At 71.4% G+C, this 25,327-nt stretch carries 13 protein-coding genes and 2 pseudogenes; 11 read left to right on the top strand and 4 right to left on the bottom strand.

Annotated features, from left to right (window positions below; translation table 11 throughout):
- Positions 1–26: 26 nt before the first annotated feature.
- From ACZ4Z3_RS30730 to ACZ4Z3_RS30710, 5 genes are all read left to right on the top strand, one after another.
- Entirely contained in the window at positions 27–1,073 is a 1,047-nt protein-coding gene (locus ACZ4Z3_RS30730) for an ABC transporter permease (RefSeq protein ID WP_468504089.1), read from the top strand.
- The gene (locus ACZ4Z3_RS30725; RefSeq protein WP_468504088.1) at positions 1,070–2,041 is read left to right on the top strand and encodes a carbohydrate ABC transporter permease; all 972 of its coding nucleotides are present in this window, start codon (positions 1,070–1,072) and stop codon (positions 2,039–2,041) included. Before ACZ4Z3_RS30730 ends, ACZ4Z3_RS30725 begins: the two co-directional genes overlap by 4 nt.
- A 323-nt stretch (positions 2,042–2,364) precedes the next feature.
- The gene (locus tag ACZ4Z3_RS30720) at positions 2,365–4,596 is read left to right on the top strand and encodes a 1,4-beta-glucanase (protein WP_468504087.1); all 2,232 of its coding nucleotides are present in this window, start codon (positions 2,365–2,367) and stop codon (positions 4,594–4,596) included.
- Complete coding sequence (locus ACZ4Z3_RS30715; RefSeq protein ID WP_468504086.1) at positions 4,593–6,581, top strand: beta-galactosidase; 1,989 nt, start codon at positions 4,593–4,595, stop codon at positions 6,579–6,581. The genes ACZ4Z3_RS30720 and ACZ4Z3_RS30715 overlap by 4 nt, the downstream gene beginning before the upstream one ends.
- A gap of 120 nt (positions 6,582–6,701) precedes the next feature.
- The gene (locus ACZ4Z3_RS30710; protein WP_468504085.1) at positions 6,702–7,424 is read left to right on the top strand and encodes a glycoside hydrolase family 12 protein; all 723 of its coding nucleotides are present in this window, start codon (positions 6,702–6,704) and stop codon (positions 7,422–7,424) included.
- A 97-nt stretch (positions 7,425–7,521) separates the two neighbouring features.
- Here the strand turns inward: ACZ4Z3_RS30710 and ACZ4Z3_RS30705 are convergent, their stop codons facing one another.
- Entirely contained in the window at positions 7,522–9,693 is a 2,172-nt protein-coding gene (locus ACZ4Z3_RS30705) for a glycoside hydrolase family 36 protein (protein WP_468504084.1), read from the bottom strand.
- Between the two features lie 84 nt (positions 9,694–9,777).
- Here ACZ4Z3_RS30705 and ACZ4Z3_RS30700 point away from each other — a divergent pair, with 84 nt between their 5' ends.
- The 4 genes and pseudogenes from ACZ4Z3_RS30700 (at position 9,778) to ACZ4Z3_RS30685 (ending at position 15,314) form a co-directional block, all read left to right on the top strand.
- Positions 9,778–10,815, top strand: coding sequence for a LacI family DNA-binding transcriptional regulator (locus ACZ4Z3_RS30700; RefSeq protein ID WP_468504083.1), 1,038 nt, complete (start codon positions 9,778–9,780; stop codon positions 10,813–10,815).
- A gap of 189 nt (positions 10,816–11,004) precedes the next feature.
- Positions 11,005–11,109: pseudogene (locus tag ACZ4Z3_RS30695) on the top strand (carbohydrate ABC transporter permease); the annotation flags it as partial.
- Positions 11,110–11,221: 112 nt separating this feature from the next.
- The gene (locus ACZ4Z3_RS30690) at positions 11,222–13,693 is read left to right on the top strand and encodes a CBM35 domain-containing protein (RefSeq protein WP_468504082.1); all 2,472 of its coding nucleotides are present in this window, start codon (positions 11,222–11,224) and stop codon (positions 13,691–13,693) included.
- 187 nt (positions 13,694–13,880) lie between these two features.
- Positions 13,881–15,314 carry a non-reducing end alpha-L-arabinofuranosidase family hydrolase gene (locus ACZ4Z3_RS30685; RefSeq protein WP_468504081.1) on the top strand — a complete coding sequence of 478 codons (1,434 nt, stop codon included), beginning with the start codon at positions 13,881–13,883 and terminating at the stop codon, positions 15,312–15,314.
- Between the two features lie 84 nt (positions 15,315–15,398).
- Here ACZ4Z3_RS30685 and ACZ4Z3_RS30680 read toward each other — a convergent pair whose 3' ends face one another.
- From ACZ4Z3_RS30680 to ACZ4Z3_RS30670, 3 genes are all read right to left on the bottom strand, one after another.
- Positions 15,399–16,445 carry an AI-2E family transporter gene (locus tag ACZ4Z3_RS30680; RefSeq protein WP_468504241.1) on the bottom strand — a complete coding sequence of 349 codons (1,047 nt, stop codon included), beginning with the start codon at positions 16,443–16,445 and terminating at the stop codon, positions 15,399–15,401.
- 313 nt (positions 16,446–16,758) lie between these two features.
- The gene (locus ACZ4Z3_RS30675; RefSeq protein WP_468504080.1) at positions 16,759–18,816 is read right to left on the bottom strand and encodes a glycoside hydrolase family 31 protein; all 2,058 of its coding nucleotides are present in this window, start codon (positions 18,814–18,816) and stop codon (positions 16,759–16,761) included.
- 302 nt (positions 18,817–19,118) lie between these two features.
- Complete coding sequence (locus ACZ4Z3_RS30670; protein WP_468504240.1) at positions 19,119–20,129, bottom strand: LacI family DNA-binding transcriptional regulator; 1,011 nt, start codon at positions 20,127–20,129, stop codon at positions 19,119–19,121.
- A gap of 461 nt (positions 20,130–20,590) precedes the next feature.
- On the opposite strand from ACZ4Z3_RS30670, the gene ACZ4Z3_RS30665 reads away from it, so the two are divergent.
- Together ACZ4Z3_RS30665 and secA are read left to right on the top strand one after the other, a co-directional pair.
- Positions 20,591–22,531, top strand: a complete 1,941-nt coding sequence (locus ACZ4Z3_RS30665) for an acyl-CoA dehydrogenase family protein (RefSeq protein ID WP_468504079.1) — start codon at positions 20,591–20,593, stop codon at positions 22,529–22,531.
- Positions 22,532–22,687: 156 nt separating this feature from the next.
- Positions 22,688–25,318, top strand: a pseudogene (gene secA / locus ACZ4Z3_RS30660) (preprotein translocase subunit SecA); the annotation flags it as partial.
- Positions 25,319–25,327: the final 9 nt, after the last annotated feature.

Raw genomic sequence — 25,327 nt, 5'->3', positions numbered from 1 at the left:
CCCGGGGCCGAGACGAGGAGAAGGCCGTGTCCCACAGCACGGTGCCCCGGCCGAGGGCCGAGGCGAAGACTTCGGAGACGACCCCGGTGGCGTCCGCGTCCGACGACACCACCCGGCCCCCGCACCAGGGCGGCCGGCGCGCGGGCAGGCTGAGCCTCCGCCTGAGATTCAAGCGTGACCGCGCCCTGCTCCTGATGACGCTGCCCGCGGTCCTGCTGATCCTGGTCTTCAACTACATACCGATCCTCGGCAACGTGGTCGCCTTCCAGGACTACGACCCCTACCTCAGCGAGAACGGCTTCGTCGCCATCTTCCAGAGCCCCTGGGTCGGCGTCGAGCAGTTCGAACGGATCTTCGCGGACTCGGACTTCTGGCACGCGGTGCAGAACACGTTCGTACTGTTCTTCCTCCAGCTCGTCCTGTTCTTCCCCGTCCCGATCCTGCTCGCGCTGCTCATCAACAGCATCGTCAGGCCCCGGGTCCGGGCGGTCGCCCAGGCGGTCATGTACCTCCCGCACTTCTTCTCCTGGGTCCTCGTCGTCACCGTGTTCATGCAGATCTTCGGCGGGGCGGGCGTCATCGCGCAGACCCTCCGCGAGCACGGCGTCGACGGTTTCGACCTGATGACCAACCCGGAGACCTTCAAGTACCTGGTCACGGTCGAGATGATCTGGAAGGACGCCGGCTGGGGCATCATCGTCTTCCTCGCGGCGCTGTCCTCCGTCTCCCACGACCTCTACGAGGCCGCCGCCATGGACGGCGCCGGCCGCTGGCGGCGCATGTGGCACATCACCCTGCCCGCCCTGCGCCCGGTGATCGCCCTCCTGCTGGTGCTGCGCGTCGGCGACGCCCTGACCGTCGGCTTCGAGCAACTGCTCCTGCAACGACAGGCGGTGGGCGTCGAGGCCTCCGACGTCCTCGACACCTATGTGTGGTGGAACGGCATCCGCAACCAGGACTTCAGCTACGCCGCCGCGGCCGGACTCATCAAGGGCGTGGTCGGCCTCGCCCTGGTCCTGACCGCCAACAAGGTCGCCCATCTCATGGGCGAGCAGGGGGTGTACAAGAAATGAGCGCGCTCCTCCACACATCGGGTGAGAAGACCGAGACCGCCGACCGGCGGGCGACGGCCGACAGGCCGGGCCGCTGGGCCGCCCCACCCCGCCCGGTCTGGGAGGAGGAACCCGCCAAGGCGGGACTCGCGGGCAAGGGCATCGCCCTGGGCTTCGCCTGCCTCGCGATCCTCTTCCCCCTGTGGATCGTCATCGTCACCAGCCTCCAGACGAAGAAGACCATCGACGAGGCGGGCGGCCTGGTCGTCGTCCCGAGAAGCATCACCTTCGTCGCCTACCAGGAACTCCTCGGCGGCGGCCAGGTGCAGCGGGCCGCGCTGGTCAGCGTCGGCGTCACCGTCGTCGGCACCCTGTTCAGCATGACCGTCTCGGTCCTGTGCGCCTACGGCCTCTCCCGCACGGGCTCGCTCGGCCACCGCTGGATCCTGATGACCCTGCTCGCGACCATGTTCTTCGGCGCGGGCCTGATCCCGACGTACCTCCTGGTCCAGGCCCTCGGCCTCACGGACACCTATCTCGCGCTGATCCTCCCCAGCGCGGTGAGCGTCTTCAACATCCTCGTCCTGCGGTCGTTCTTCATGGGCATCTCCCCGGAACTCATCGACAGCGCCCGTATCGACGGCGCCGGCGACTGGCGCATCCTGTGGAAGATCGTGATGCCGCTGTCGAGGGCGGTCCTCGCGGTCATCGCCCTCTTCTACGCGGTGGGCTACTGGAGCGCCTGGTTCAACGCGTCCATCTACCTCACGGACCAGGACATGATGCCGCTGCAGAACGTCATGATCCAGCTCGTCCAGAAGCAGGAACGCCCCGTCGGCCTCGCGGCCCAGATCAACACGGGCCAACTCTCCCCGCTCGCCATCCAGATGGCCGTCATGGTGATGGCCCTGCTCCCGGTCGCCGTCCTGTCGCCCTTCGTTCAGAAGCACTTCAAGAAGGGCATGCTCACCGGGGCGATCAAGGGCTGACCCGCACCGCCCGCCCGACCCCCGCCGTGTTCGGCCGTGCCTGTCACCCGGCCGAGCACGGCGGGCCCAGCGGCCGGACGCCTGTGTCAGCGGAGCCCCGCCCCGCCGAAGGGCGCAGCCCTTCCAGGGGCGCGGGGAACCGCGCGACCAGCCACACACGACCGGCAGTCGCCACCCCACCCCGGCACCCCGAGCTCTCAGGCGCCGAAACACGCCCCCCGACGCCCCCTTGCACCCCCCGACGCACCCCTCCCTCCCCCTCCCTCCCCCTCCCTCCCCCTCCCTCCCCCTCCCTGCCCCTTCCCGACGCCCCGAGGTATGTCATGCGCACGCCCCACCCGAGCCGCCGCACCGTACTCACCGCGACCACAGCCGCAGCAGCCCTCACCACCCTCCCCGCACTCACCACCCCGGCCCACGCCACCGAGGCCCGAAACGGCCCGACCGCCGGAGGCTACCGCTGGCGCACCGCCGTGATCGGCGGCACCGGTTTCATCACCGGCGTCCTCTTCCACCCCTCCGTCCGCGGCCTCGCCTACGCCCGCACGGACATCGGCGGCCCCTACCGCTGGGACGACCGCAGGGCCCGCTGGATCCCGCTGACCGACCACCTCGGCTGGGACGACTGGAACCTCCTCGGTGTGGAGTCGATCGCCGTCGACCCGGCCCACCCGAACCGCGTCTACCTCGCACTCGGCACCTACACCCAGTCCTGGGCCGGCAACGGCGCGCTCCTCCGCTCCGACGACCGCGGCGCCACCTGGACCCGTAGCGACCTCACCGTGAAGCTCGGCGGCAACGAGGACGGCCGGGGAACGGGCGAGCGCCTGCTCGTCGACCCCCGGGACAGCGACACCCTGTGGCTCGGCACCCGGCACGACGGCCTCCTCAGGTCGACGGACCGGGGCACCACCTGGGTGAGGGCCACCGGCTTCCCGGCCACGCCCACCGCCACCGGGCAGGGCGTCACCCTGCTCGTCGCCGCAGGCCGCGCCCTCTACGCCGGCTGGGGCGACGGCGACGGCACCTCCGCCACCGCCAACCTGTACCGCACGACCGACGGCACCACCTGGGAGGCGGTCCCCGGGCAGCCGGCCGGCGTCTCCGCCAAGGTCCCGATCCGCGCCGCGTACGACCGGCACTCACGTGAGCTGTACGTGACGTACGCCAACGGACCGGGCCCCAACGGCCAGTCCGACGGCAGCGTGCACAAGCTGCGCACCACCAGCGGCAAGTGGACCGACGTCACCCCGGTGAAGCCGGGCGGTACGGCGGCCGACGGCTCCGCCGACACCTTCGGCTACGGCGGGGTCGCCGTCGACGCCCGCCGCCCCGGCACCGTCGTCGTCTCCACCAACAACCGCTGGGCGGACATCGACACGGTGTTCCGCTCCACGAACGGCGGCCGCACCTGGACCTCCCTCAAGGACTCCGCGGTCTTCGACGTGTCCGAGACCCCCTATCTCAAGTGGGGCGGTGAGAAGCCGAAGTTCGGCTGGTGGATCCAGGCCCTCGCGCTCGACCCGTACGACTCGAAGCATGTCGTGTACGGCACCGGTGCGACCCTCTACGGCACCCGCGACCTCACGCACTGGGCCCCGCAGATCCGCGGCCTCGAGGAGACAGCCGTGCGCCAGCTGCTCTCGCCCCCGGTCGGAGAGGCGCACCTGATCAGCGGACTCGGGGACATCGGCACGATGTACCACGAGCGGCTCACGGCGTCCCCGAGGCGCGGAATGGCGACGAACCCCGTGTTCGGATCGGCGACCGGCCTCGCGCAGGCCGCGGCGAAGCCGTCGTACGTGGTCCGCGCCGGCTGGGGCGACCACGGAAACGGCGCCTTCTCGAACGACGGCGGGCGGACCTGGGCGCCCTTCGGGAGCCAGCCCGCCATCGCCAAGGACGCACCGGGACCGATCGCCGTCAACACCGACGGCAGTGTGCTGCTGTGGTCCTTCGTCCACTGGGACGGCACGAAGTACACGGCCCACCGCTCCACCGACAAGGGGGTGACCTGGACCGAGGTCCCCTCCTTCCCGAAGGGAGCCACCCCGGTCGCCGACCCGGCGGACGCGACGCGCTTCTACGCGTACGACACCGACACCGGCACGCTCTACGCCAGCACCGACGGCGGCCGCTCCTTCACGGCGGGCGCGACGGGCCTGCCCTCGGGGGACAGCCAGTACAAGCTGGCCGCGACCCCGGGACGCACCGGCGACCTGTGGCTGAGCACCAAGACGAACGGCCTGTACCGGTCCACCGACGGCGGTACCTCCTTCACGAAGGTCGCCGGCCTGCGCGCCTCGCACGTCCTCGGCTTCGGCAAGGCCGCGCCCGGCGCCGCCTACCCGGCGATCTACCAGATCGGGGCCGTCGACAGCCTCACCGCCGTCCTCCGCTCCGACGACGGCGCGCGGACCTGGACCCGCGTCAACGACGACGCCCACCAGTGGGGCTGGACCGGCGAGGCCATCGCCGGCGACCCGCGGCTGTACGGCCGCGTGTACGTGGGGACGAACGGCCGCGGCATCCAGTACGGGGACCCGGTCCGATGACCCGGCGGCGGCACACCGGGCCCACCCTCGCCGACGCCACCCGCGGCCGGCTTCTCTTCGGCGGTGACTACAACCCCGAGCAGTGGCCCGAGGAGGTCTGGTACGAGGACGTCCGCCTCATGAAGGAGGCGGGCGTCAACTCCGTCACCCTCGGCGTCTTCTCCTGGGCGAAGCTCGAACCCCGGCCCGGAGCAAGGGAGTTCGGCTGGCTGGACACCCTGATGGACCTGCTGCACGAGCACGGCGTCGGGGTCGTCCTCGCCACCCCTACCTCCTCCCCGCCGCCGTGGATGGGCCGCCTCCACCCCGACACCCTCCCGCGCGACGAGAACGGGCAGGTCGAGTGGTGGGGCTCCCGCCAGCACTTCTCCCACTCCAGCACCGTCTACCGCCGCTACGCCGCCGCCATCACCGAGGACCTCGCCGCCCGCTACGGCTCCCACCCCGCGCTCACCCTGTGGCACATCAACAACGAGTACTGCACCTACGACTGGGGCGACGAGGCCGCGACCACCTTCCGCGACTGGCTGCGCCGGAAGTACGGCACGCTCGACGCGCTCAACGAGGCCTGGGGGACGTCCTTCTGGAGCCAGGGCTACGACGGCTGGCACGAGATCCTCCCGCCCCGCCGCGCCCACTACATGAGGAACCCCACCCAGGTGCTGGACTTCAAGCGCTTCACGAGCGACATGCTCCTGGAGTGCTACGTCATGGAGCGGGACATCGTCCGCCGGCACACCCCACACATCCCGGTCACCACCAACTTCATGCCGCTGTGGGTGGGCCAGGACGCCTGGCGCTGGGCCGAGGAGGAGGACGTCGTCTCAGTCGATCTGTACCCGGACCCGCGTGACCCGCTGGGCGCCCAGCACGGCGCGCTCGTCCAGGACATGACCCGCTCGCAGGCGGGCGGCGACCCCTGGGTGGTCATGGAACAGGCCGCCGGGCCCGTCAACTGGCGCGGGGTGAACCACCCCAAGCCCCGGGGCCTGAACCGCCTCTGGTCCCTCCAGGCCGTCGCCCGCGGCGCCGACGCCGTCTGCTACTTCCAGTGGCGGCAGTCCCGGCAGGGCGCCGAGAAGTTCCACTCCGGGATGGTCAGCCACGCGGGCGAGCAGGGCCGCACCTTCCAGGAGGTCAAGCGGCTCGGCGCCGACCTCGCCGCGATCGGCGCCGAGGTGTCCGGCCGGCCCCTCACCGCCGACGTCGCCGTGCTGTTCGACTGGAACTCCTGGTGGGCCGGCGCGCAGGACGGCCGCCTGTCGTCCGAGATGGACCTCCCCCAGGTCGTCCGGGACTGGCACCGCGCCCTCTGGGAGGCCCATCTCACCACCGACTTCGCCCACCCCGAGCACGACCTGTCGGCATACCGGCTCGTCGTCGTCCCCCAGCTCTACCTCCTCACCGACACCGCCGTCGAGAACCTCCTCGCCCACGTCCGCGGCGGCGGCACCCTCGTCTGCGGCTTCCTGACCGGAGTCGCCGACGAGGACGACCGGGTCCGACCCGGCGGCATGGACGCCCGGCTCCGCGATCTCCTCGGCATCCGCACCCTGCACGAGTGGTGGCCGCTGGACGCCGGGGAGGACGTCCGCTGCGACGGCTTCCGGGGCACGCTGTGGTCCGAGGAACTGGAGGCGGCCGACGCGGACGAGGTGATCCCCTACCGGGGCGGTGAACTCGACGGCCTTCCGTCGGTGCTGCGCAAGGGACGCGCCTGGTACGTCTCCACGCTGCCCGAACCCGCCGGGCTGCGCGCGCTGCTGACCCGGATCGCCGACGGCGCCGGGGTGCGGCCGGTGCTCGACGGGCTGCCCGACGGGGTCGAGGCGGTGCGCAGGGGAGACGTCCTCTTCCTGCTCAACCACGGCCGCGACGAGGTCACCTTCGAGGTGCCGGGCACCCACCGCGACCTCCTGACGGGCACGACGGTCACCGGCCCGCTGTCCCTCGGACGGTACGGGGCCGCGGTGCTCAAGCCATGACCGACCCCGAGACCCTCTCCGGCGCGGAACCGCTCCGACCACTCGCCGGAGAAGGCCACGTCCTCCCCACAGGGGCGTGGTGATCCTCCCGCAGTTCCCCCCACCCATGGAAGGAAAGCCATGGCAGTACGCACCCGCATCGGCAAGGCCCTGCTCGCCCCCACGCTCGCGCTCGGCGCCACCGTCGGTCTCGCCGCCGCCCCCGCCTCCGCCGCCGTCTGGAACAGCTGTGACCAGTGGGGCAACACCAGCCTGGGCGGCTACACGCTCTACAACAACATCTGGGGCGGCGGCGCCGGCAGCCAGTGCATCTGGGCCAACTCCGGCACCAACTGGGGTGTCTGGGCCAACCACCCCAACACCGGCGGCATCAAGTCGTACCCCAACTCCAAGAAGGTGATCAACAAGTCGATCACCTCGCTCGGTTCGCTCAACAGCAACTACAACGTCACGGTCCCGTCCTCGGGCGCGTACAACACCTCGTACGACGTCTGGGACACGGACCACGACTACGAGATCATGCTCTGGGTCAACTACAACGGCGCGGTCGGCGCGCTCGGCGACTACCAGGGCAACGTCACGCTCGGCGGCCACAACTGGAACGTCCACAAGGGCCGGGTGTACCGGAGCAACGGCACGTACTGGGACGTCTTCTCCTTCCTGCGGACCGCGGACTCCACCTCCGGCTCGGTCCAGATCCTGCCCGTCCTGAGGTGGCTCAAGGACACCAAGGGCTGGATGGGCAACGAGACCATCGGTGACGTGCAGTTCGGCTTCGAGATCACCTCGTCGTCCGGCGGCCTGAACTTCCAGACCAACAACCTGACCGTCAGCAGCAGCTGAGCCCTCCGCCCGAGCCGGTGCCGACCCGGTGCCGCCCCCCATACGGCCCCGGCTCGGGCCCGTCCGCCTTCGCGCGGGACCGACGGGCGGCGGTCGTTCAGCCGGTCCCGGCGCGAAGGCGGATCAGCACGGTGGTCGGTGTGCGGGGCAGCGACACCCGCAGCGCGTGCCCGTCCCGGTCCCAGACCGCCGAGCCACCGCTCCCCGCGGACGGGTGCAGGATCTCCGGACGCACATCGCGGCCCGCCAGGTGCCCGACGGGCAGCGACACGTCCGCCTCCCCGCCGCGCCGCCACACCGACACGTACGACGCCCCGTCCGGCACCCGCAGGCCCAGCGCGAGCCACGCGTCCGTCCACCCCGGCAGACCGAGCGGCCAGAAGGGCACGGCCCGCGCCAGGTCCCCGCGGATCGACTTGTACGTGTCCACGGCGTCCCGGACGAGGCCGAGTTGCCGCTCCGACATCCGGTTCAGATGGCCGGAGAGGTGGATGCGGCCGAGGAGCGCGCCGCCGAGGGTGAACGCGATCAGATCGTCGTCGAACCCGGGCTGCGGGTAGGCCCACACCGCGCCCTGTTCCGGCGGGACCGCCGTCGGCGCGGCGGCGGCGATCGCGGGGAAGCGCAGCGGGTCCTGCTGGTCGCTGATGGACTGGAGCTGGGCGACGGCCAGGGTGGCACCGTCCATGCGCATGCCCCCGGAGGCGCAGTTCTCGACGACGAGCCCGGGGTGGCGCTCCAGGACGTCGGACAGCCACTCCAGGTAGGCGTGGGCATGGCCGAGGAGCCCGGCGCCGGGGGAGAGGTCGCCGGGGGCGCACGTGCCCGGGTCGACGACGATGTTGTAGTCCAGCTTCAGATAGCCCACGCCCCAGTCGCCGACGATCCGGTCGACCGTCCCGTCGACGTGCGCGCGGGCGGCGGGATGGCGCAGGTCGAGCTGATGGCGGCCCTGCTCGGCGATCCTTACGCCGTCCCGCTGGAAGAAGGCGTCCGGGGGGAGCGCCGAGGCGACCGGGCTGTGCACGCCGACGACCTCCGGCTCCAGCCACAGTCCCGGCACCATGCCGCGCTCCCGGATCCGGTCCAGCACGGCCTCGATGCCGCCGTCGGGGAAGCGGCGCGTCGACGGCTGCCACGCGCCGACGCCGTCCCACCAGCCGCCGTCCACAGTGTCGTCGTACCAGCCGGAGTCGACGCAGAAGTACTCCGCGCCCGCGCGAGCCGCCGCGTCGATCAACGGCAGCAGCTTCTCGGTGGTCGGGTCGCCCATGAGCGTGTTCATGTAGTCGTTGAAGACGACGGGCAGCGCGCCATGGTCCGGATGCGGCCGCCGCACGGCCCGCCGGTACGCGGTCATGACCCCGAACGCCTCGTCGAGCGCCGACCCGTCCCCCGGGCGGGACACCCCCGCCCGCGCCGAACCCGTCGCGACCGCCGCCCACACCGTGGTGAACTCCTCGCCCGGCGCCAGCCGCACCCGCCACTGGTGCTCGGCGTCCGTCGGGCCGTTCACCGCGAGGTACGTGCCGTGCGCGCGTTCGCCCAGGTCCCAGCGCCAGCCGGCCGGTGACTCCACCTGCCACACCCAGGCCCGGCCACCGCCCCGCTCCGTCAGCGCCCCCATCGGCAGATGGCCGTCGGTGGGCCAGCTGCCGCGCCCCGTGAGGGTGAGCGCGGCCCGGCTGTCGTGCTGGTGGGCGTCGACGCCGATGTCGGCGACGGTTTCGCGCAGCGGCTCGGCGTACCAACGGCATTCGGCGAGCCAGTCGTTGCGGGCCCGGTGCACGTCGAGGACGTCGGCGGAGGGCAGCCCGCCGAGGAGGAGGCTGCTGACGGACTGGACGACGAGGGGGTCCGTGCCGTCGTTGCGCAGCCGCACCCGGGAGCGGAGCACCGGCAGCCCGATCGGGGAGGCCAGCTCGACGAAGGCGGTCAAAGCCGTCACCGGGTCGTGGAGTTCGACGGTCAGCCGCGCCCAGTCGGAGGAGCCGGCGTCACGGTGCCCGCGGTACGCGAGCCGCGAGCCGAGAGCCGTGCCGGTGAACCGGGGCCCGGACCAGCCGCTCCCGTGCCCGACCGCCGTCAACTCGACGAGGGGCAGGGCGACCCCGGGCTCGACGGCGGTCCCGGCGGGGCCCAGCCGGACCAGACGCGGGGTGCCGTCGGCCGCCGCGGCGAACTCAGCGCGCAGCGCCGGATGCCCCCAACTGAACGTCGGGCACGAGGTGGTGGAGCCGTCCGCCGTCCGATCCGCCGCACTGGTCAAATCGCTGCCCTCCCGGCGGTCCCTCGCGGGAATCCCGCTTCACGTTCTCTTGACGCCCCCAGTGTGACCGGTCACAATCCTGGCATGGTTGTGACCGGTCACACAAGGCGGCCCGCGAGCATCCGGGACGTCGCGACCGCCGCCGGCGTCTCGTACCAGACCGTCTCGCGGGTGATCAACGGTCACCCCAGCGTCAAACCGTCCACGCGGGAGCGGGTGCTGGCGGCCATCGACGAGCTGGGCTTCCGCCGCAACGCGACCGCTCTGGCCCTGGCCAGCGGCCGCAGTCGCGCGGTGACCGTGCTGACCGCGAACACCACCCACTACGGCTACGCGTCGATCCTCCAGGGCGTCGAGGAGGCGGCCCGCGCGGCGTCGTACGCGGTCGGGATCGGTGTCCTGGAGTCGGCGCAGGAGGCGGCCGTCGCCGCCGAGGTGCGGCGGGCGGCGGACGCGGGCGGCGGACTCATCGTGATCGCCTACGATCCGGCCGGTGTCGGCGCCCTGGCCGCCGTGCCCGCCGAGCTGCCCGTCGTCGGTGTCGTCGAGACCCCGGCCACCCCGCCCGGCGGCGACCGCCCCTGGGTGTGGACCGACGACCGCGAGGCCGCCCACGCGGTGACCCGCCATCTGCTCTCCCTCGGCCACGAGACCGTGCACTACGTCGCCATCCCGTCCAGCACCTGCCGCACCAGCGCCCGCACCACCGGCTGGCGGCAGGCGCTCCGGGAGGCGGGCGCGCCCGAACCCCGCCCGGTGCAGGGCAACTGGGGCCCGGCGGGCGGTCATCGGGCCGGCCGGAGGCTGGCGGAGGACCCGTCGGTCACGGCGATCCTGTGCGGCAACGACGACCTGGCGCTCGGCGTGCTCCGCGCCCTGCACGAGAACGGCCGGTCCGTTCCCGGCGACGTCAGCGTGGCCGGCTTCGACGACGCCCCGCACTCCGCGTATCTCACCCCGTCCCTGACGACCGCGCGCCTGGACTTCACCGGCCTCGGCCGGGCCGCGTTCGCCCTGCTGCACGGCGTCCTGGAGCAGTCCGCCCCGATCGCCCCGCACCGGGTCTCCGTACCGGAGCTGGTGATCCGGGAGAGCTCGGGGCCGCCGCCCGCCCGCGTCTGACCGGTCCCGGCGCCCGCGCCGGACCGCCTCCGCCGCCGTGCTTCCTCTCTCTGCCCTGAACCACTCCTTCTCGAAAGGCACGTTCATGCACAGAAGAGCACTGCCTGTCCTGGCCCTCCTCCGCGCCGCCGGTCCCGCCGCCACCGCGGGCGGCGACCCCACGGCCGCCGGGGACGGGAGCACGGACAACTCGTCTTCGCGTACGTCGTGGTGATGAGCCTGACGACGGTCGCCGAGTTCCTCGTCGGCCGGCGCAAGATCGTGTCCGGAATCACCAGTGGAGCCGTCACATGACCGGAGGTCCGACCGCGTGATCACCCCCACCCGCACACGCGCCCGTGAACGAACCCGCATCAGGTCCCGGGCGCGAACCGCCCTGGTCACCGCAGTCATTGGAGTCGCCGCCATGGCAGGCACCCTTCCCGCCACCGGGGCCCCCGCGGCCGCCGCCGCGGACCCGCAGCGCCTCACCGTCGACCTCTCCGCCCCCGAGGGGCCCGTGATGCGGGGCGCCAACGGCGCGCTGTACGGGCTCAGCGACGACGGGGTGCCCAGCGACGCCGCCCTCGCCCCCCTGAAGATCACCAGCATCTCGCAGAAGCCGGAGGGCGGCGCCCAGCACCCCAACGGCGACGCGCTGACCGTCTCGAAGTCGTTCTTCCGCAACGGCGGCGGCGAGATCAACGTGATGATGCAGGACATCTACGCCAAGTGGCCCTACGAGGACCTCGGCATCGACGACTACCTCCCCAAGGTGGACAGGATCGCCGAGGAGATCGCGGCCGACCCGAACAGCGACCGCTTCGTCTACGTCCCCTTCAACGAGCCCGACCAGATCTGGTACAAGCTCGACATCGCCGACCAGGCCCAGTACGAGAGGAACCGCGACCGGTTCTTCCGGGACTGGAAGACCGTGTACCGGCGCATCCGCGCCATCGACCCCGACGCGCGGATCGCCGGCCCCAACGAAGCCTCGTACCACACAAGGCTGCTGAGGGACTTCCTCGCCTTCGCCCAGCGCGAGGACGTCCTGCCCCAGATCATGACCTGGCACGAACTGGGCTCCGGCTCGCTCCGCGACTTCCAGGGCCACTACGACGACTACCGGTCCCTGGAAAGGCAGTTGGGCATCACCCCCCTGAAGATCAACATCGATGAGTACGCCAACCGCCGCGACCTGTCCGTCCCCGGCCAGCTCGTGCAGTGGGTCTCGATGTTCGAGAGGAACAAGGTGTACGCCAACCAGGCGTACTGGGACGCCGCCGGGAACATGGACGGCAACGTCGTCCGCTCCAACATCCCCAACGGCGGCTGGTGGTTCTTCCGTTGGTACGCGGGCCTCACCGGCGACACCGTGAAGGTCACCCCACCGCGGGCGAACACCATCGACACCCTTCAGGGCCTCGCCTCCCTCGACGCCTCCCGCCGCCAGGCCCAGGTCCTGCTGGGCGGCTCGGCCGATGACACGGACGTCGTCGTCCGCGAGGTCCCCCGGCCCCTCTTCGGCCGTACGGTCACCGCGACCGTCGCCGAGGCCGCCTGGTCCGGTTACGAGGGACAGCACGCCACGCCCCGCGTCCTGAGCCGCACGAAGGTACGGGTCGCCGACGACGGCACGGTGACCCTCCCCCTGCGCGGCCTGCACCGCATGTCCGCCTACCGGATCGTCCTCACCCCCGGCGGCTCCGGTACCCCCACCGCCCCCACCGTGTCCTGGACCGCGTCCCACGAGGCCGAGGACGCCGCCATCACCGACGGCAAGGTCTACACCCAGGGCACCGTCTCCAACGCCAACGGCTACGCCGCCTCCGGCACCAAGGATGTCGGCTCCCTCAACCAGGCAGGCAGCAAGGTCGACTTCACGGTGACCGTGCCCGAGGACGGCCGTTACGACCTGGCGATCCTGTACGGCAACCAGTCCGGCGCCCCCGCCACCCAGAAGCTGTCCGTCGACGGCGGCGACCCGGTCACGGTCACCTACCCCTCCACCGAGAACTGGACCTACCGCGCCAAGAAGGACGTCCGCGTGGAGCTGTCGGCCGGCAGCCACACCCTGACCCTCGCCAAGGGCGCCGCCGAGGTCACCCTGGACCGGATCGACCTCACCGCCCGCACCGCGGCACCCGCAGCCTCCTACGAGGCCACGCTCGCCGACATCAGCGGCAGGCCGTCGTACGACTACTCCTCGTCGGCCGGCGTCGGCACCGGCGCCCTCGTCCTCGGCCCCGGCGACAAGGCGGTCTTCGACGTGTACGCCCCGCGCGACGGCTACTACCGGGTGGTGCCCCGGGCGTCGGCGCCGGTGCGGCTCGCCCTGCACGGGCAGACGCTGGCGGCGGTGCCCGGCCGTCCGCTGAAGCTGTACCTCGTCGCGGGCAACAACCGGATCGAGACGACCGCCAAGCACTCCGCCGTGCGCTCCCTCGACGTCTCCGGCGACGGCTCGTCCGACGGCGTCCTCTCCTACGGGGCCGCCGCCGCCACGCTCACCGGCGGTGCCAGGCTGGTCGACTCGGCGCACGCCTCCAGCGGCTCCTACATCGGCCGGCTCGGCAACAGCGCCGACAGCGCAGCGGAGTTCACCGTGAACGCGCCCGCCGCCGGCCGGTACGTCCTGGTCGTCCACTACGCCCACAACGACCGCCGGGACAACGGCCACGCCTACAACACCGACATCATGTCCCGCACGGCGGACATCACCGTCGGCACCGGGGCCCCGCGGAAGGTCACCTTCAAGAACACCTGGAGCTGGGACGACTACTGGACCGTCGGCGTCCCCGTCGACCTGAGGAAGGGCTCCAACAAGGTCACCATCGCCAACGCGACCGCCTGGGCCCCGAACATCGACCGGATCGAACTGGGCCGGGTCATCGGCTAGGCCGTTTTTTCCGGCTCGTGAATTCTGTGAGAAGTATTGACGCTGGTGGCCGGATCTTTATTATCCACTTGCTCGATACTTCGATCTGTGTTCGAAATGCCGAACGCATGTGAGGTCGCGCCGCATCACCCCACGCACAGCCTCCGAGGGGCCGGCAGAGCCGCGCACTCAGAAAAACGAGGTCCCCATGCACAGACTCAGCCTCAGCCGCAGACGTCCGTCCGCGGTGCTCGCCGCCACGACCGCGACCCTGGTCTCGCTGGCGGCGCTGCTGGTCGCCAGCCCGACCGCCCAGGCGGCCAGCAGCGGCGCCCTGCGCGGCACCGGCTCCAACCGGTGTCTCGACGTCCCGGGCGCCAGCCAGACCAATGGCACCGCCACCCAGATCTGGGACTGCTGGGGTGGGACCAATCAGCAGTGGACGCTGACGGACAGCAACCAGCTGACCGTGTACGGCAACAAGTGCCTGGACGTCCCGGGCCACGCCACCACGCCCGGGACCCGGCCGGTGATCTGGGACTGCAACGGCGGTACGAACCAGCAGTGGCGGGTGAACACGGACGGCACGGTCGTCGGCGTGGAGTCCGGGCTGTGCCTGAGCGTCGTGGGTGCGGGTACCGCCAACGGCACCGCGGTGGAGATCGCGACCTGCAACGGTGGCAGCAACCAGAAGTGGTCCGGCCTGTCCGCGTCGGGCACCACGTGTTCTCTGCCGTCGACGTACCGGTGGACCTCGACCGGCGCGCTGGCGCAGCCGGCGAACGGGTGGTCCGCGCTGAAGGACTTCACCACCGTGACGCACCAGGGCAAGCACCTGGTCTACGGGACGTACTCCGACGGCAGCAACTGGCGCTCGATGGGCTTCGGCGCCTTCACGAACTGGTCGGACATGGCGTCGGCCCCCCAGACCGCCATGAGCCAGGGCGCGGTGGCGCCCACGCTGTTCTACCACGCGCCCAAGAACATCTGGGTGATGGCCTCCCAGTGGGCCGGCGGCTGGCCCTTCAACTACCGCACGTCGACCGACCCCACCAACCCCAACAGCTGGTCCGCACCGCAGCCGCTGTTCACCGGCACCCTGCCCAGCACCGACAACTCCCCCACGGGCCCCATCGACCAGACCCTGATCGCCGACGACCAGAACATGCACCTGTTCTTCGCCGGTGACAACGGCAAGATCTACAAGTCGACCATGCCGATCGGGAACTTCCCGGGCAACTTCGGCTCGTCGTACACGACGGTCATCAGCGACACCGTGGACAAGGTGTTCGAGGCGCCGGAGGTCTACAAGGTCCAGGGCCAGAACCAGTACCTCATGATCGTCGAGGCGCGGGGCGCGAACGGGCGCTACTTCCGCTCGTACACCGCCTCCAGCCTGAACGGTCCGTGGACCGTGCAGGCCGGCACCGAGGCCAACCCCTTCGCGGGCAAGGCCAACAGTGGTGCCACCTGGACCAACGACATCAGCCACGGTGACCTGGTCCGCAACAACCCCGACCAGACCAAGACCATCGACCCCTGCAACCTGCAGTTCCTCTACCAGGGCCGGGGCGCCACAGCTGCGGGCACCGACTACCTGAAGTGGCCGTACCGGCCGGGTGTCCTCACCCTGCAGCGCTGACCCGCCTGATACGCACCACCTGAAGGAACCCCAGCCGCACGTCGGCTGGGGTTCCCCCTTTTTGCGGCCGGCGGGCGCCGGCGGTCATCCCGCCGTTCCGGCGATCTCCTTCGGCCGAGCGGGCTCGGCCCGGTCCGCGCCGTCGCCGTACCGGGAGCGCAGCTCCGACAGCACGCCGAACGCCGCCGCCGTCAGCGGCACCGACAGGAGCATGCCGAGGATGCCGGCGATGGAGGCGCCCGCGGTGAGCGCCAGCAGGATCGCCGCCGGATGCATCTGCACGGTCCGGCTGTGGATCATCGGCTGGAGCACGTTCCCCTCCAGGATCTGCACCGCGAACACCACCCCGACCGCCCACAGCGCCGTCACCAGCCCCCGGTCGGCGAACGCCACCAGGATCGCCACCGCGCCCGACAGGAACGCGCCGAGGTACGGGATGTACGCGCCGACGAACACCAGCGCGCCCAGCCCCACCGCTCCCGGTACCTGGAGGATCAGCAGGCCGACGGCGATACAGACGCCGTCGATGAACGCGATGATCGTCGTGCCCCGCATGAAGCCCTCGATCGCCTGGAACGCGCGCCGGGCCATCACCTCCAGCGTCTCCCCGCGGCCGCGCGGCGCGAGGGAGTGCAGCGACGCGACCGCCTTGTCGGAGTCACGCAGGAAGAAGAACATCAGCAGCAGCGCCAGGATCGCCATCGCGACGAACGAGCTGACCGCACTGACCCCGGTGAGCACCCCGGAGGCCGCCGTCCCGCCGAACTTCGACAGCAGCTCCTTGGCGTTCTTCGCGAGGTCGTCCAACGACGTCCCGGCCAGCCCGAACTCGTCGCTCAGCGACCGCGCCGCGTCCCGCAGCGAGGCGATGATCTGGTCGCCGGTGTCGATGAGCGCCGCCACCACGATGTACGCGGCGCCGCCCATCACCACGACCACGGCCGCACAGGTCAGCCCGGCGGCGAGGGACTTGTTGAACCGCATCGCCACCAGCCGCCGGTAGAACGGCCCGAGCAGCGCCGTGCCGAGCAGCGCGAGCAGCACCGGCGTGACCGCCGTCTGGAACGTCACGCAGATCCACACCCCCACCGCCACGACACCGGTGACGAGCAGCGTCAGCGCGCTCCACACCGCCACGTGCCGCGCGGGCCCAGGCAGGAAACCACCGGCGCCGACCGGCGTCGCCGGGGCCGCCACCGGTGGCGGCAGCTCCAGATGGCCGCCGCCGGTGGTCCGTATCGTCGTCCGCGTCCGGTGCAACGGTCTCGGCGCGGGACCGCCCCGCCGGCCCTGCCGTCCCCCGCGCACCCGGCGAGGGTCTCCCGTACGGCTGTTCATGCTTGGTCGTCTCCGCTCACTCAGGGGGTTGCGCACACCCCCTGAAGATCACGGGATGGCCGTGGCGCCATAGCGTAGACCCGGCGTCCCAACAGCAGCCGCCCGCCTACTCGGTGATCGGCAACGACGCCCCGTCCCGCAGGAACAGCGGGATGCGGTCCAGCGGCGCGTCCACGGTGACGGACGCGCCCCCGTCGTACGTCACCCCGGTCCACGCGTCGGTCCAGCGGGCGCCCGCCGGGAGATACGTCGTCCAGGTCGTCGCGCCCGCCTCCAGCACCGGCGCGACCAGCACATCGGGGCCGAACAGATACGCGTCGTCGACCGACCAGGCCCGCTCGTCCCCGGGGAACTCCAGGAACAGCGGGCGCATGACCGGCAGTCCCTGCTCGTGGGCCTCGCGCATGACCCGCAGGACGTACGGCTTCATGCGTTCGCGCAGCCGCAGATACCGCTCCAGGATCGCGCCGGCCTCCTCGCCGTACGACCAGACCTCGTTGGGGCCGCCGGTCATGGCCGGGCCGAGCGGCATGCCGGGCTCCCGGAAGCCGTGCAGGCGCATCAGCGGGGAGAACGCCCCGAACTGGAACCAGCGGACCATCACCTCCCGGTACGCCGGGTCGTCCGGGTCGCCGCCGTGGAAGCCGCCGATGTCGGTGTTCCACCAGGGGATGCCCGACAGCGCGGTGTTGAGGCCCGCCGCGATCTGCCGGCGCAGGGTCGGGAAGTCGGTGCCGATGTCACCGGACCACAGGGCTGCCCCGTAGCGCTGACTGCCCGCCCACGCCGAGCGGTTGAGGGAGACGATCTCCTCCTCGCCGGCCGCCTTCAGCCCCTCGTAGAAGGTGCGGGCGTTCTCCGCCGGGTAGATGTTGCCGACCTCCAGGCCGGGGCCCGCCCAGTACCGCAGGTTCTCCTGGAAGCCCGGCTTCAGCTCCGGCTCGCAGGCGTCCAGCCAGAACGCCGTGATGCCGTACGGCTCCAGGTAGTTCTCCTTCACCCGCGCCCACACGAACGCGCGGGCCTCCGGGTTGGTCGCGTCGTAGAACGCCACCTGGACGGTGGAGGCGACCTCCTTGTCGGGCCAGTCGGCGTGGGCCGTCGGACCGTACTGCGTGCCGATGAAGTAGCCCCGCTGGTCCATCACCGGGTGGTTCTCCGACAGCGGCGACACCGACGGCCACACCGACACCACCAGCTTGATGCCCATCCCGGCCAGTTCGTCCACCAGGGCCGCCGGATCGGGCCACTCGCTCGGGTCGAACTTCCACTCGCCGAGGTGGGTCCAGTGGAAGAAGTCGCACACGATCACATCGATCGGCAGACCCCGGCGCCTGTACTCCCGTGCCACGGCGAGGAGTTCGTCCTGGGTGCGGTAGCGCAGCTTGCACTGCCAGAACCCGGCCGCCCACTCGGGCAGCATCGGCGTACGGCCCGTCACCGCGCTGTAGCGGCGCTGGGCGTCGGCCGGTTCGCCCGCGGTGATCCAGTAGTCGATCTGCCGGGCCGAGTCCGCGACCCAGCGCGTCCCGTTGCCCGCCAGCTCGACCCGGCCGATCGCGGGGTTGTTCCACAGCAGGGTGTAGCCGCGGCTGGAGGTCAGCACCGGGATGCCCACCTCGGCGTTGCGCTGCACCAGGTCGAGGACCAGCCCCTTCTGGTCCAGCCGCCCGTGCTGGTGCTGGCCCAGGCCGTACAGCCTCTCGTCGTCGTACGCGGCGAAACGCTGCTCCAGGCGGTGGTGGCCGTTGCCGACCGCCGTGTAGAGGCGGGGGCCCGGCCACCAGAAGTGGGCGCGCTCCTCCGACAGCAGTTCACGACCGTCGGCGGTGCGTGTGAACCGGACCAGGCCCTCGGCGCTGACCTCGGCGGTGAGCGCGCCGACCGTCAGCCGTCCCTGCCCGTCCTCGATCTTGACGCTGCTCTCGGTGCTCTCCGCCTCGTCGAGCAGGGCGCCCGGCAGCCCGTCGAGGAGGGGGCCGCCCAGCCGGGCACGGACCCGGACCGCGTCCGGCCCCCAGGGCTCGATCCGCAGGGTCTCCTGGCGTCCGCTCCACTCCAGGGCACCGTCCCGCTCACGGAACGTGCCGACGGTGGGGGAGGACTGGGCGAGGCTGACCGCGCCCGTCGGGGTCTGGTTCTCGTTCTCGGCAGACTGATTCACGAGACGGCTCCTGGAAGGAAGGAGTGACGGCCCACCCGGCACGTCCGCTGCGGCCGGGGGAGTGGGGATCGGGGGCAGGGGCGAGAAGCGCAGGGCTCGCCGCCCGGACGACGTGCGGGTCGGCGGGAGACGTGCCGGACGAGTGGCAGGACGGTGGGCGGGTCGGTGGGCGCCGGATGACCGGAGACCGGGTCGGGTCCGGAGCCGCGCGGGCGGACGGAGAAGGAGTCGGACGCCGGGCGACGGAGGTGGCCGCCGGCCTGCGGGAGCCGGTTCCCGCCTGCCGTGCCCCGCCCCCGAGGTCAGCCGCCGGTCAGCGGTCCCGTGCTCGCGCGGACCGTCAGCTCGGGGGCGAGGAGCACCACTTCGTCCGTCTCCCGCCCGTCGAGCTTGGCGACGAGCTGCTCCACGGCCCGCCGCCCCATCTCCTGGGCGGGGATGGCGACCGAGGTCAGCCGTACCGACGCCTGCAGGGCGACCTGCTCGGGGCAGACGGCGATCACCGAGACGTCCTCGGGCACCGCCCGGCCCTGCTGGCGCAGCAGCGCGAGCAGCGGCTCGACCGCGGACTCGTTCTGCACGACGAACCCCGTGGTGGCCGGCCGTTCGTCGAAGATCCGGGCCAGCGTCGCGGCCATCGCGTCGTAGCCGCCCTCGCAGGGCCGGTGCAGCACCCGCAGTCCCAGCTCCCGCGCCCGCGACCGCAGCCCGTCGAGGGTGCGCTCGGCGAAACCGGTGTGCCGCTCGTACACCGCGGGGGCCTCGCCGATGACGGCGATCTCGCGATGGCCGAGCATCGCCAGGTGCTCCACGCACAGCGCCCCGGTCGCCCCGAAGTCGAGGTCGACGCAGGTCAGTCCGCTGGTGTCGGCCGGTAGTCCGATGAGTACGGACGGCTGGTCGGTGTCGCGCAGCAGCGGCAGGCGTTCGTCGTCCAGCTCGACGTCCATCAGGATCATCGCGTCGGCGAGCCCGCTGCCGGTGACACGGCGGACCGCGTCGGGACCCTCCTCGCCGGTGAGCAGCAGCACGTCATAGCCGTGGATACGGGCCGTGGTCGCCACCGCGATGGCGATCTCCATCATCACGGGCACGTACATGTCCGTCCGCAGCGGGACCATCAGCGCGATGATGTTGGACTTGCTGCTCGCCAGGGCGCGCGCCCCGGCGTTCGGGTGGTAGCCCAGCTCCTGGATGCTCCGTTCGACCCGCTGGCGGGTGCCGGCGGAGATGGACCGCTTGCCGCTGAGGACATAGCTCACCGTGCTCGCCGAGACTCCGGCGTGCTGGGCGACCTCGGCGAGGGTGACCATCCAGCTCTCCAAGCTGTTCAAGCGCTTCGACTGCGCGAGGGTTCCGTACAGGGTGATGTGGGGGTGGCTCGACAGTAGCTCGGTGGTGACTGCGTGTCCATAGGTTGTCGAAGCGCTTCGATACCGGGTCGGGCACCCAAGGGGTGGGGGAGGGTGTCGTACGGGCGGCCGCGGGTTTGTGGGGGCTTGGCACGCCGTTCCCCCGCGCCCCTTTCGGGCGCCCTCTGCTTCGAAAGGCGCAGTGGGTCTCAGCTTAGGGCCGGGCAGACGGCTTTCGGCCGTGGGTGGCGAGGAATGGCCGGTTCGGAGGTGAAGCGGTACTCGGCCACCGGCGGCCGGAGGCGGACGCGAGGGGTGGCGGGGGGCGTCCGGATCGGGTACCAACGATCGGGTAGCACCCATCGGTAACCAATCAGGTACTCATCCGGTACAAGATCCCGATTCGCGGCGAGGTGAACCTCATGTCCGCACCACCCCTCAAGAAACCCGTCGTCACCGAACGTGAGGCCCGCCAGGTGGCGGAGGCAGCCCGCGAGCGGGACTGGCGCAAGCCCAGCTTCGCCAAGGAACTGTTCCTGGGCCGGTTCCGCCTCGACCTCATCCACCCCCACCCCCTGCCCACCGACGAGGCCGTCCGGCGCGGTGAGCAGTTCCTGACCAAGCTCCGCGCGTTCTGCGAGACGAAGGTCGACGGCGCCCTCATCGAGCGCGAGGCCCGGATCCCCGACGAGGTGATCAACGGCCTCAAGGAACTCGGCGCCCTCGGCATGAAGATCGACCCCAAGTACGGCGGCCTCGGCCTCACCCAGGTGTACTACAACAAGGCGCTGGCCCTGGTCGGCTCGGCCAGCCCGGCGATCGGCGTGCTGCTCTCCGCGCATCAGTCGATCGGCGCACCGCAGCCGCTGAAACTGTTCGGCACCCCCGAGCAGAAGCAGAAGTTCCTGCCGCGCTGCGCCCGCACCGACATCAGCGCCTTCCTCCTCACCGAGCCCGACGTCGGCTCGGACCCGGCCCGGCTGGCGACGACCGCGGTGCCCGACGGGGACGACTACGTCCTCGACGGCGTGAAGCTCTGGACGACGAACGGCGTGGTCGCCGACCTCCTCGTCGTCATGGCGCGGGTGCCGAAGTCCGACGGCCACAAGGGCGGCATCACCGCCTTCGTCGTGGAGACGGACTCACCCGGCGTCACCGTCGAGAACCGCAACGCCTTCATGGGCCTGCGCGGCATCGAGAACGGCGTCACCCGCCTCCACCAGGTCCGGGTCCCGGCGGCGAACCGCATCGGCCCGGAGGGCGCGGGGCTGAAGATCGCGCTGACCACCCTCAACACCGGCCGGCTCTCGCTGCCCGCGTCCTGCGTGGCCGCCGGCAAGTGGTGTCTGAAGATCGCCCGCGAATGGTCGGAGGCCCGTGAGCAGTGGGGCAAGCCGATCGCCCACCACGAGGCCGTCGGCGCCAAGATCAGCTTCATCGCGGCCACCACCTTCGCCCTGGAGGCGGTGCTCGACCTCTCCTCGCAGATGGCCGACGAGGACCGCAACGACATCCGGATCGAGGGCGCCCTCGCCAAGCTCTTCGCCTCCGAGATGGGCTGGCGCATCGCCGACGAGCTGGTCCAGATCCGCGGCGGCCGGGGCTTCGAGACCGCGGAGTCCCTGCGGGCGCGCGGCGAACGGGCCGTGCCCGCCGAGCAGATGCTCCGCGACCTGCGGATCAACCGCATCTTCGAGGGCTCCACGGAGATCATGCACCTGCTGATCGCCCGTGAGGCCGTCGACGCCCACCTGTCCGTGGCCGGAGACCTCATCGACCCCGAGAAGTCCCTCTCCGACAAGGCCAGGGCCGGCGCGAACGCGGGCGTCTTCTACGCCAAGTGGCTGCCCAAGCTGGTCACGGGCACCGGACAACTCCCGCGCGCCTACGCGGAGTTCCACCCGGCGGGCCACCCCGACCTCTCCGCCCACCTGCGCTACGTCGAGCGCTCCGCCCGCAAGCTGGCCCGCTCCACCTTCTACGCCATGTCCCGCTGGCAGGGCCGGATGGAGACCAAGCAGGCATTCCTGGGCCGGATCGTGGACATCGGCGCGGAGCTGTTCGCGATGAGCGCGGCCTGCGTACGCGCCGAGCTGCTGCGCACCACGGAGGGCCACGGCCGCGAGGCGTACCAGCTCGCCGACGTCTTCTGCCGGCAGTCCCGCCTCCGCGTCGAGGAACTCTTCGGCCGGCTGTGGAGCAACACCGACGACGTCGACCGCAAGGTGGTCAAGGGTGTGCTCGGCGGTGCGTACGAGTGGCTGGAGCAGGGCGTGATCGACCCCTCCGGTGAGGGCCCGTGGATCGCGGACGCGACACCGGGCGCGAGCGAGAAGGAGAACGTCCACCGCCCCATTCGCTGACACCGTCCCATTCGCTCACGCCGCCCCCTTCGCCGGCCGCCGCGTACGGAAAGCGCCGTCGCCCCGTTCCACCGTCCCGCTGCTTGCCGCGCTCACCCCACGAGCCGACAATCGAAAGGACGGCGGACGGGGCGACAGCGCCGAGGTGATGCTGCGATGCCCGAACTCGGCATGAATTCCCTCACCCACAAGATCATGCGCGCGGGCGAGGGCCGGATACTGCGCCGGCTGCACCGGATCGCCGACGAGGTCGCCTCGGTCGAGGAGGATGTCGCGGCCCTGGACGACACCCGTCTGCGCGCCCTCACCGACGAGTACCGGCAGCGACTGGCCGACGGCGAGACCCTCGACGACCTGCTGCCGGAGACCTTCGCCACCATGCGGGAGGCCGCCCGCCGCACCCTCGGCATGCGCCCCTTCGACGTCCAGGTCATGGGCGGAGCGGCCCTCCATCTCGGCAATGTCGCCGAAATGCAGACGGGTGAGGGAAAGACCCTGGTGGCCACCCTTCCCGTCTATCTGAACGCCCTGACCGGAAAAGGCGTCCATGTCGTCACCGTCAACGACTACCTCGCCCGCCGGGACGCCGAATGGATGGGAAAGGCGTATGAATTCCTCGGGCTGACCGTCGGCGTCGTCCGCTCCGAATCCACCCCGGACGAACGCCGGGCGGCGTACGCGTGCGATGTCACCTACGGCACGAACACGGAATTCGGCTTCGACTATCTCCGCGACAACATGGCCTGGTCGCGCGCCGAACTCGTGCAGCGCGGCCATCACTTCGCGATCGTCGACGAGGCCGACTCCATCCTCATCGACGAGGCCCGCACCCCGTTGATCATCTCGGGCCCGGCCGACCCGGCCACGCACTGGTACGAGGCCTTCGCGACGCTCGTCGGCCCGATGAGGGGCGTCGAGATCCAGGAGGAGCGCTTCACCCGCCCCGCCGACAAGGAGCGGCTGGAGCGGCTGCGCGCGAGCCACCACTACGAGTACGACCCGCGCAAGCACACCGTCGCGATCCTCGACCCCGGCGTCGAGTACGTCCAGGACCAGCTGGGCATCGACAGCCTCTACGAGTCCGACCACACCCCCCTCATCGGGCACCTCGACAACGCCCTCAAGGCCAAGGAACTGTTCCGGAGGGACCAGGAGTACGTGGTCATCGACGGCGAGGTCCTGATCGTCGACGAGCACACCGGCCGCCTGCTGCCCGGCCGCCGCTACAACGAGGGCCTCCACCAGGCGATCGAGGCCAAGGAGGGGGTGTCGGTCAACGCCGAGAACCAGACCCTCGCCACCATCACCCTGCAGAACTTCTTCCGCCTCTACGACAAACTCTCCGGCATGACCGGCACGGCGATGACGGAGGCCGCCGAGTTCCACCAGATCTACGAGCTGGGGGTCGTCCCCGTCCCCACCAACCGTCCCATGATCCGCGAGGACCGGCCGGACCTGATCTACCGGACCACCGACGCCAAGTTCGCGGCGGTCGTCGACGACATCGCGGAGCGGCACGCCAGGGGCCAGCCGGTGCTGGTCGGCACCACCACGGTCGAGGTCTCCGAGGCGCTCTCCGCCCGCCTGCGCGCCCGCCGCGTCCCGCACCAGGTCCTCAACGCCAAGAACCACCGCCTCGAGGCCATGATCGTGGCCCAGGCCGGGCGCAGGGGAGCGGTGACGGTCGCCACCAACATGGCGGGCCGGGGCACCGACATCATGCTCGGCGGCAACCCGGAGGCCCTGGCCCGGGCCGCGCTGCCCGACGACGCGGACGAGGACGAGCGCCGGGCGGTCCTCGACCGGATCACCGCCCAGGTGGAGGCCGAGCGCGCCGAGGTCACCGCACTCGGCGGCCTCTACGTCCTGGGTACCGAACGCCACGACGCCCGCCGCGTCGACCACCAGCTGCGCGGCCGTTCCGGCCGCCAGGGCGACCCGGGGGAGTCCCGCTTCTACCTCTCCCTCCAGGACGACCTGATGCGGCTGTTCCAGGCCCAGCTCGTCGAGCGCGTCATGGCCGCGACGAACGTGCCCGAGGACGTCCCCATCGAGAACAGGATCGTCACCCGTGCCGTCGCCTCCGCCCAGGCCCAGCTGGAGCGCCAGCACTTCGAGTCCCGCAAGGACGTCCTGAAGTTCGACGAGGTCCTCAACCGCCAGCGCCGGCTGATCTACGCCCAGCGCCGCCGCGTCCTGGAGGGCGAGGACCTGCGCGGCCAGCTCCTCCGCTTCATGGACGACACCGTCGAGGCGTACGTCGCCGCCGAGACCGCCGAGGGATACCCGGAGGAGTGGGACCTGGACGCCCTGTGGCGGGCGCTCGGGCAGCTCTACCCGGTGGGCGTGACGATCGAGGACCTGGAGCGGGAGCACGGCGGCCGCGCGAACCTCACCGCCGGGGACCTGGAGGCGGCCCTCACGGACGACATCCGCGCCCACTACGCCGAACGCGAGGCGGAGCTGGGCGAGGGCACCCTGCGCGAGCTGGAACGCCGGGTGGTGCTGTCCGTCCTGGACCGCACCTGGCGCGAGCACCTCTATGAGATGGACTACCTCCGCGACGGCATCGGCCTGCGCTGGACCCTGGGCCGCGAACCCATCGTCGAGTACGAGCGCGAGGGCTACGACATGTTCGTCGCCATGACGGACGCGATCAAGGAGGAGTCCGTCGGCTACGTCTTCCACCTCGACACCACCTCCGCCGGCCTCGCCCCCTCCCGCGACGAGGACGCCCTCCACTTCACGGCCCCGACCGTCGACACGGCGGAGGGCGTGGTGGAGGGCGCCCGGCGG

It is taken from the genome of Streptomyces sp. NPDC030296, assembly GCF_055572815.1.
The sequence above is the reverse complement of the archived record's forward strand: the minus strand, read 5'-3'. Positions and strand labels throughout refer to the sequence as shown.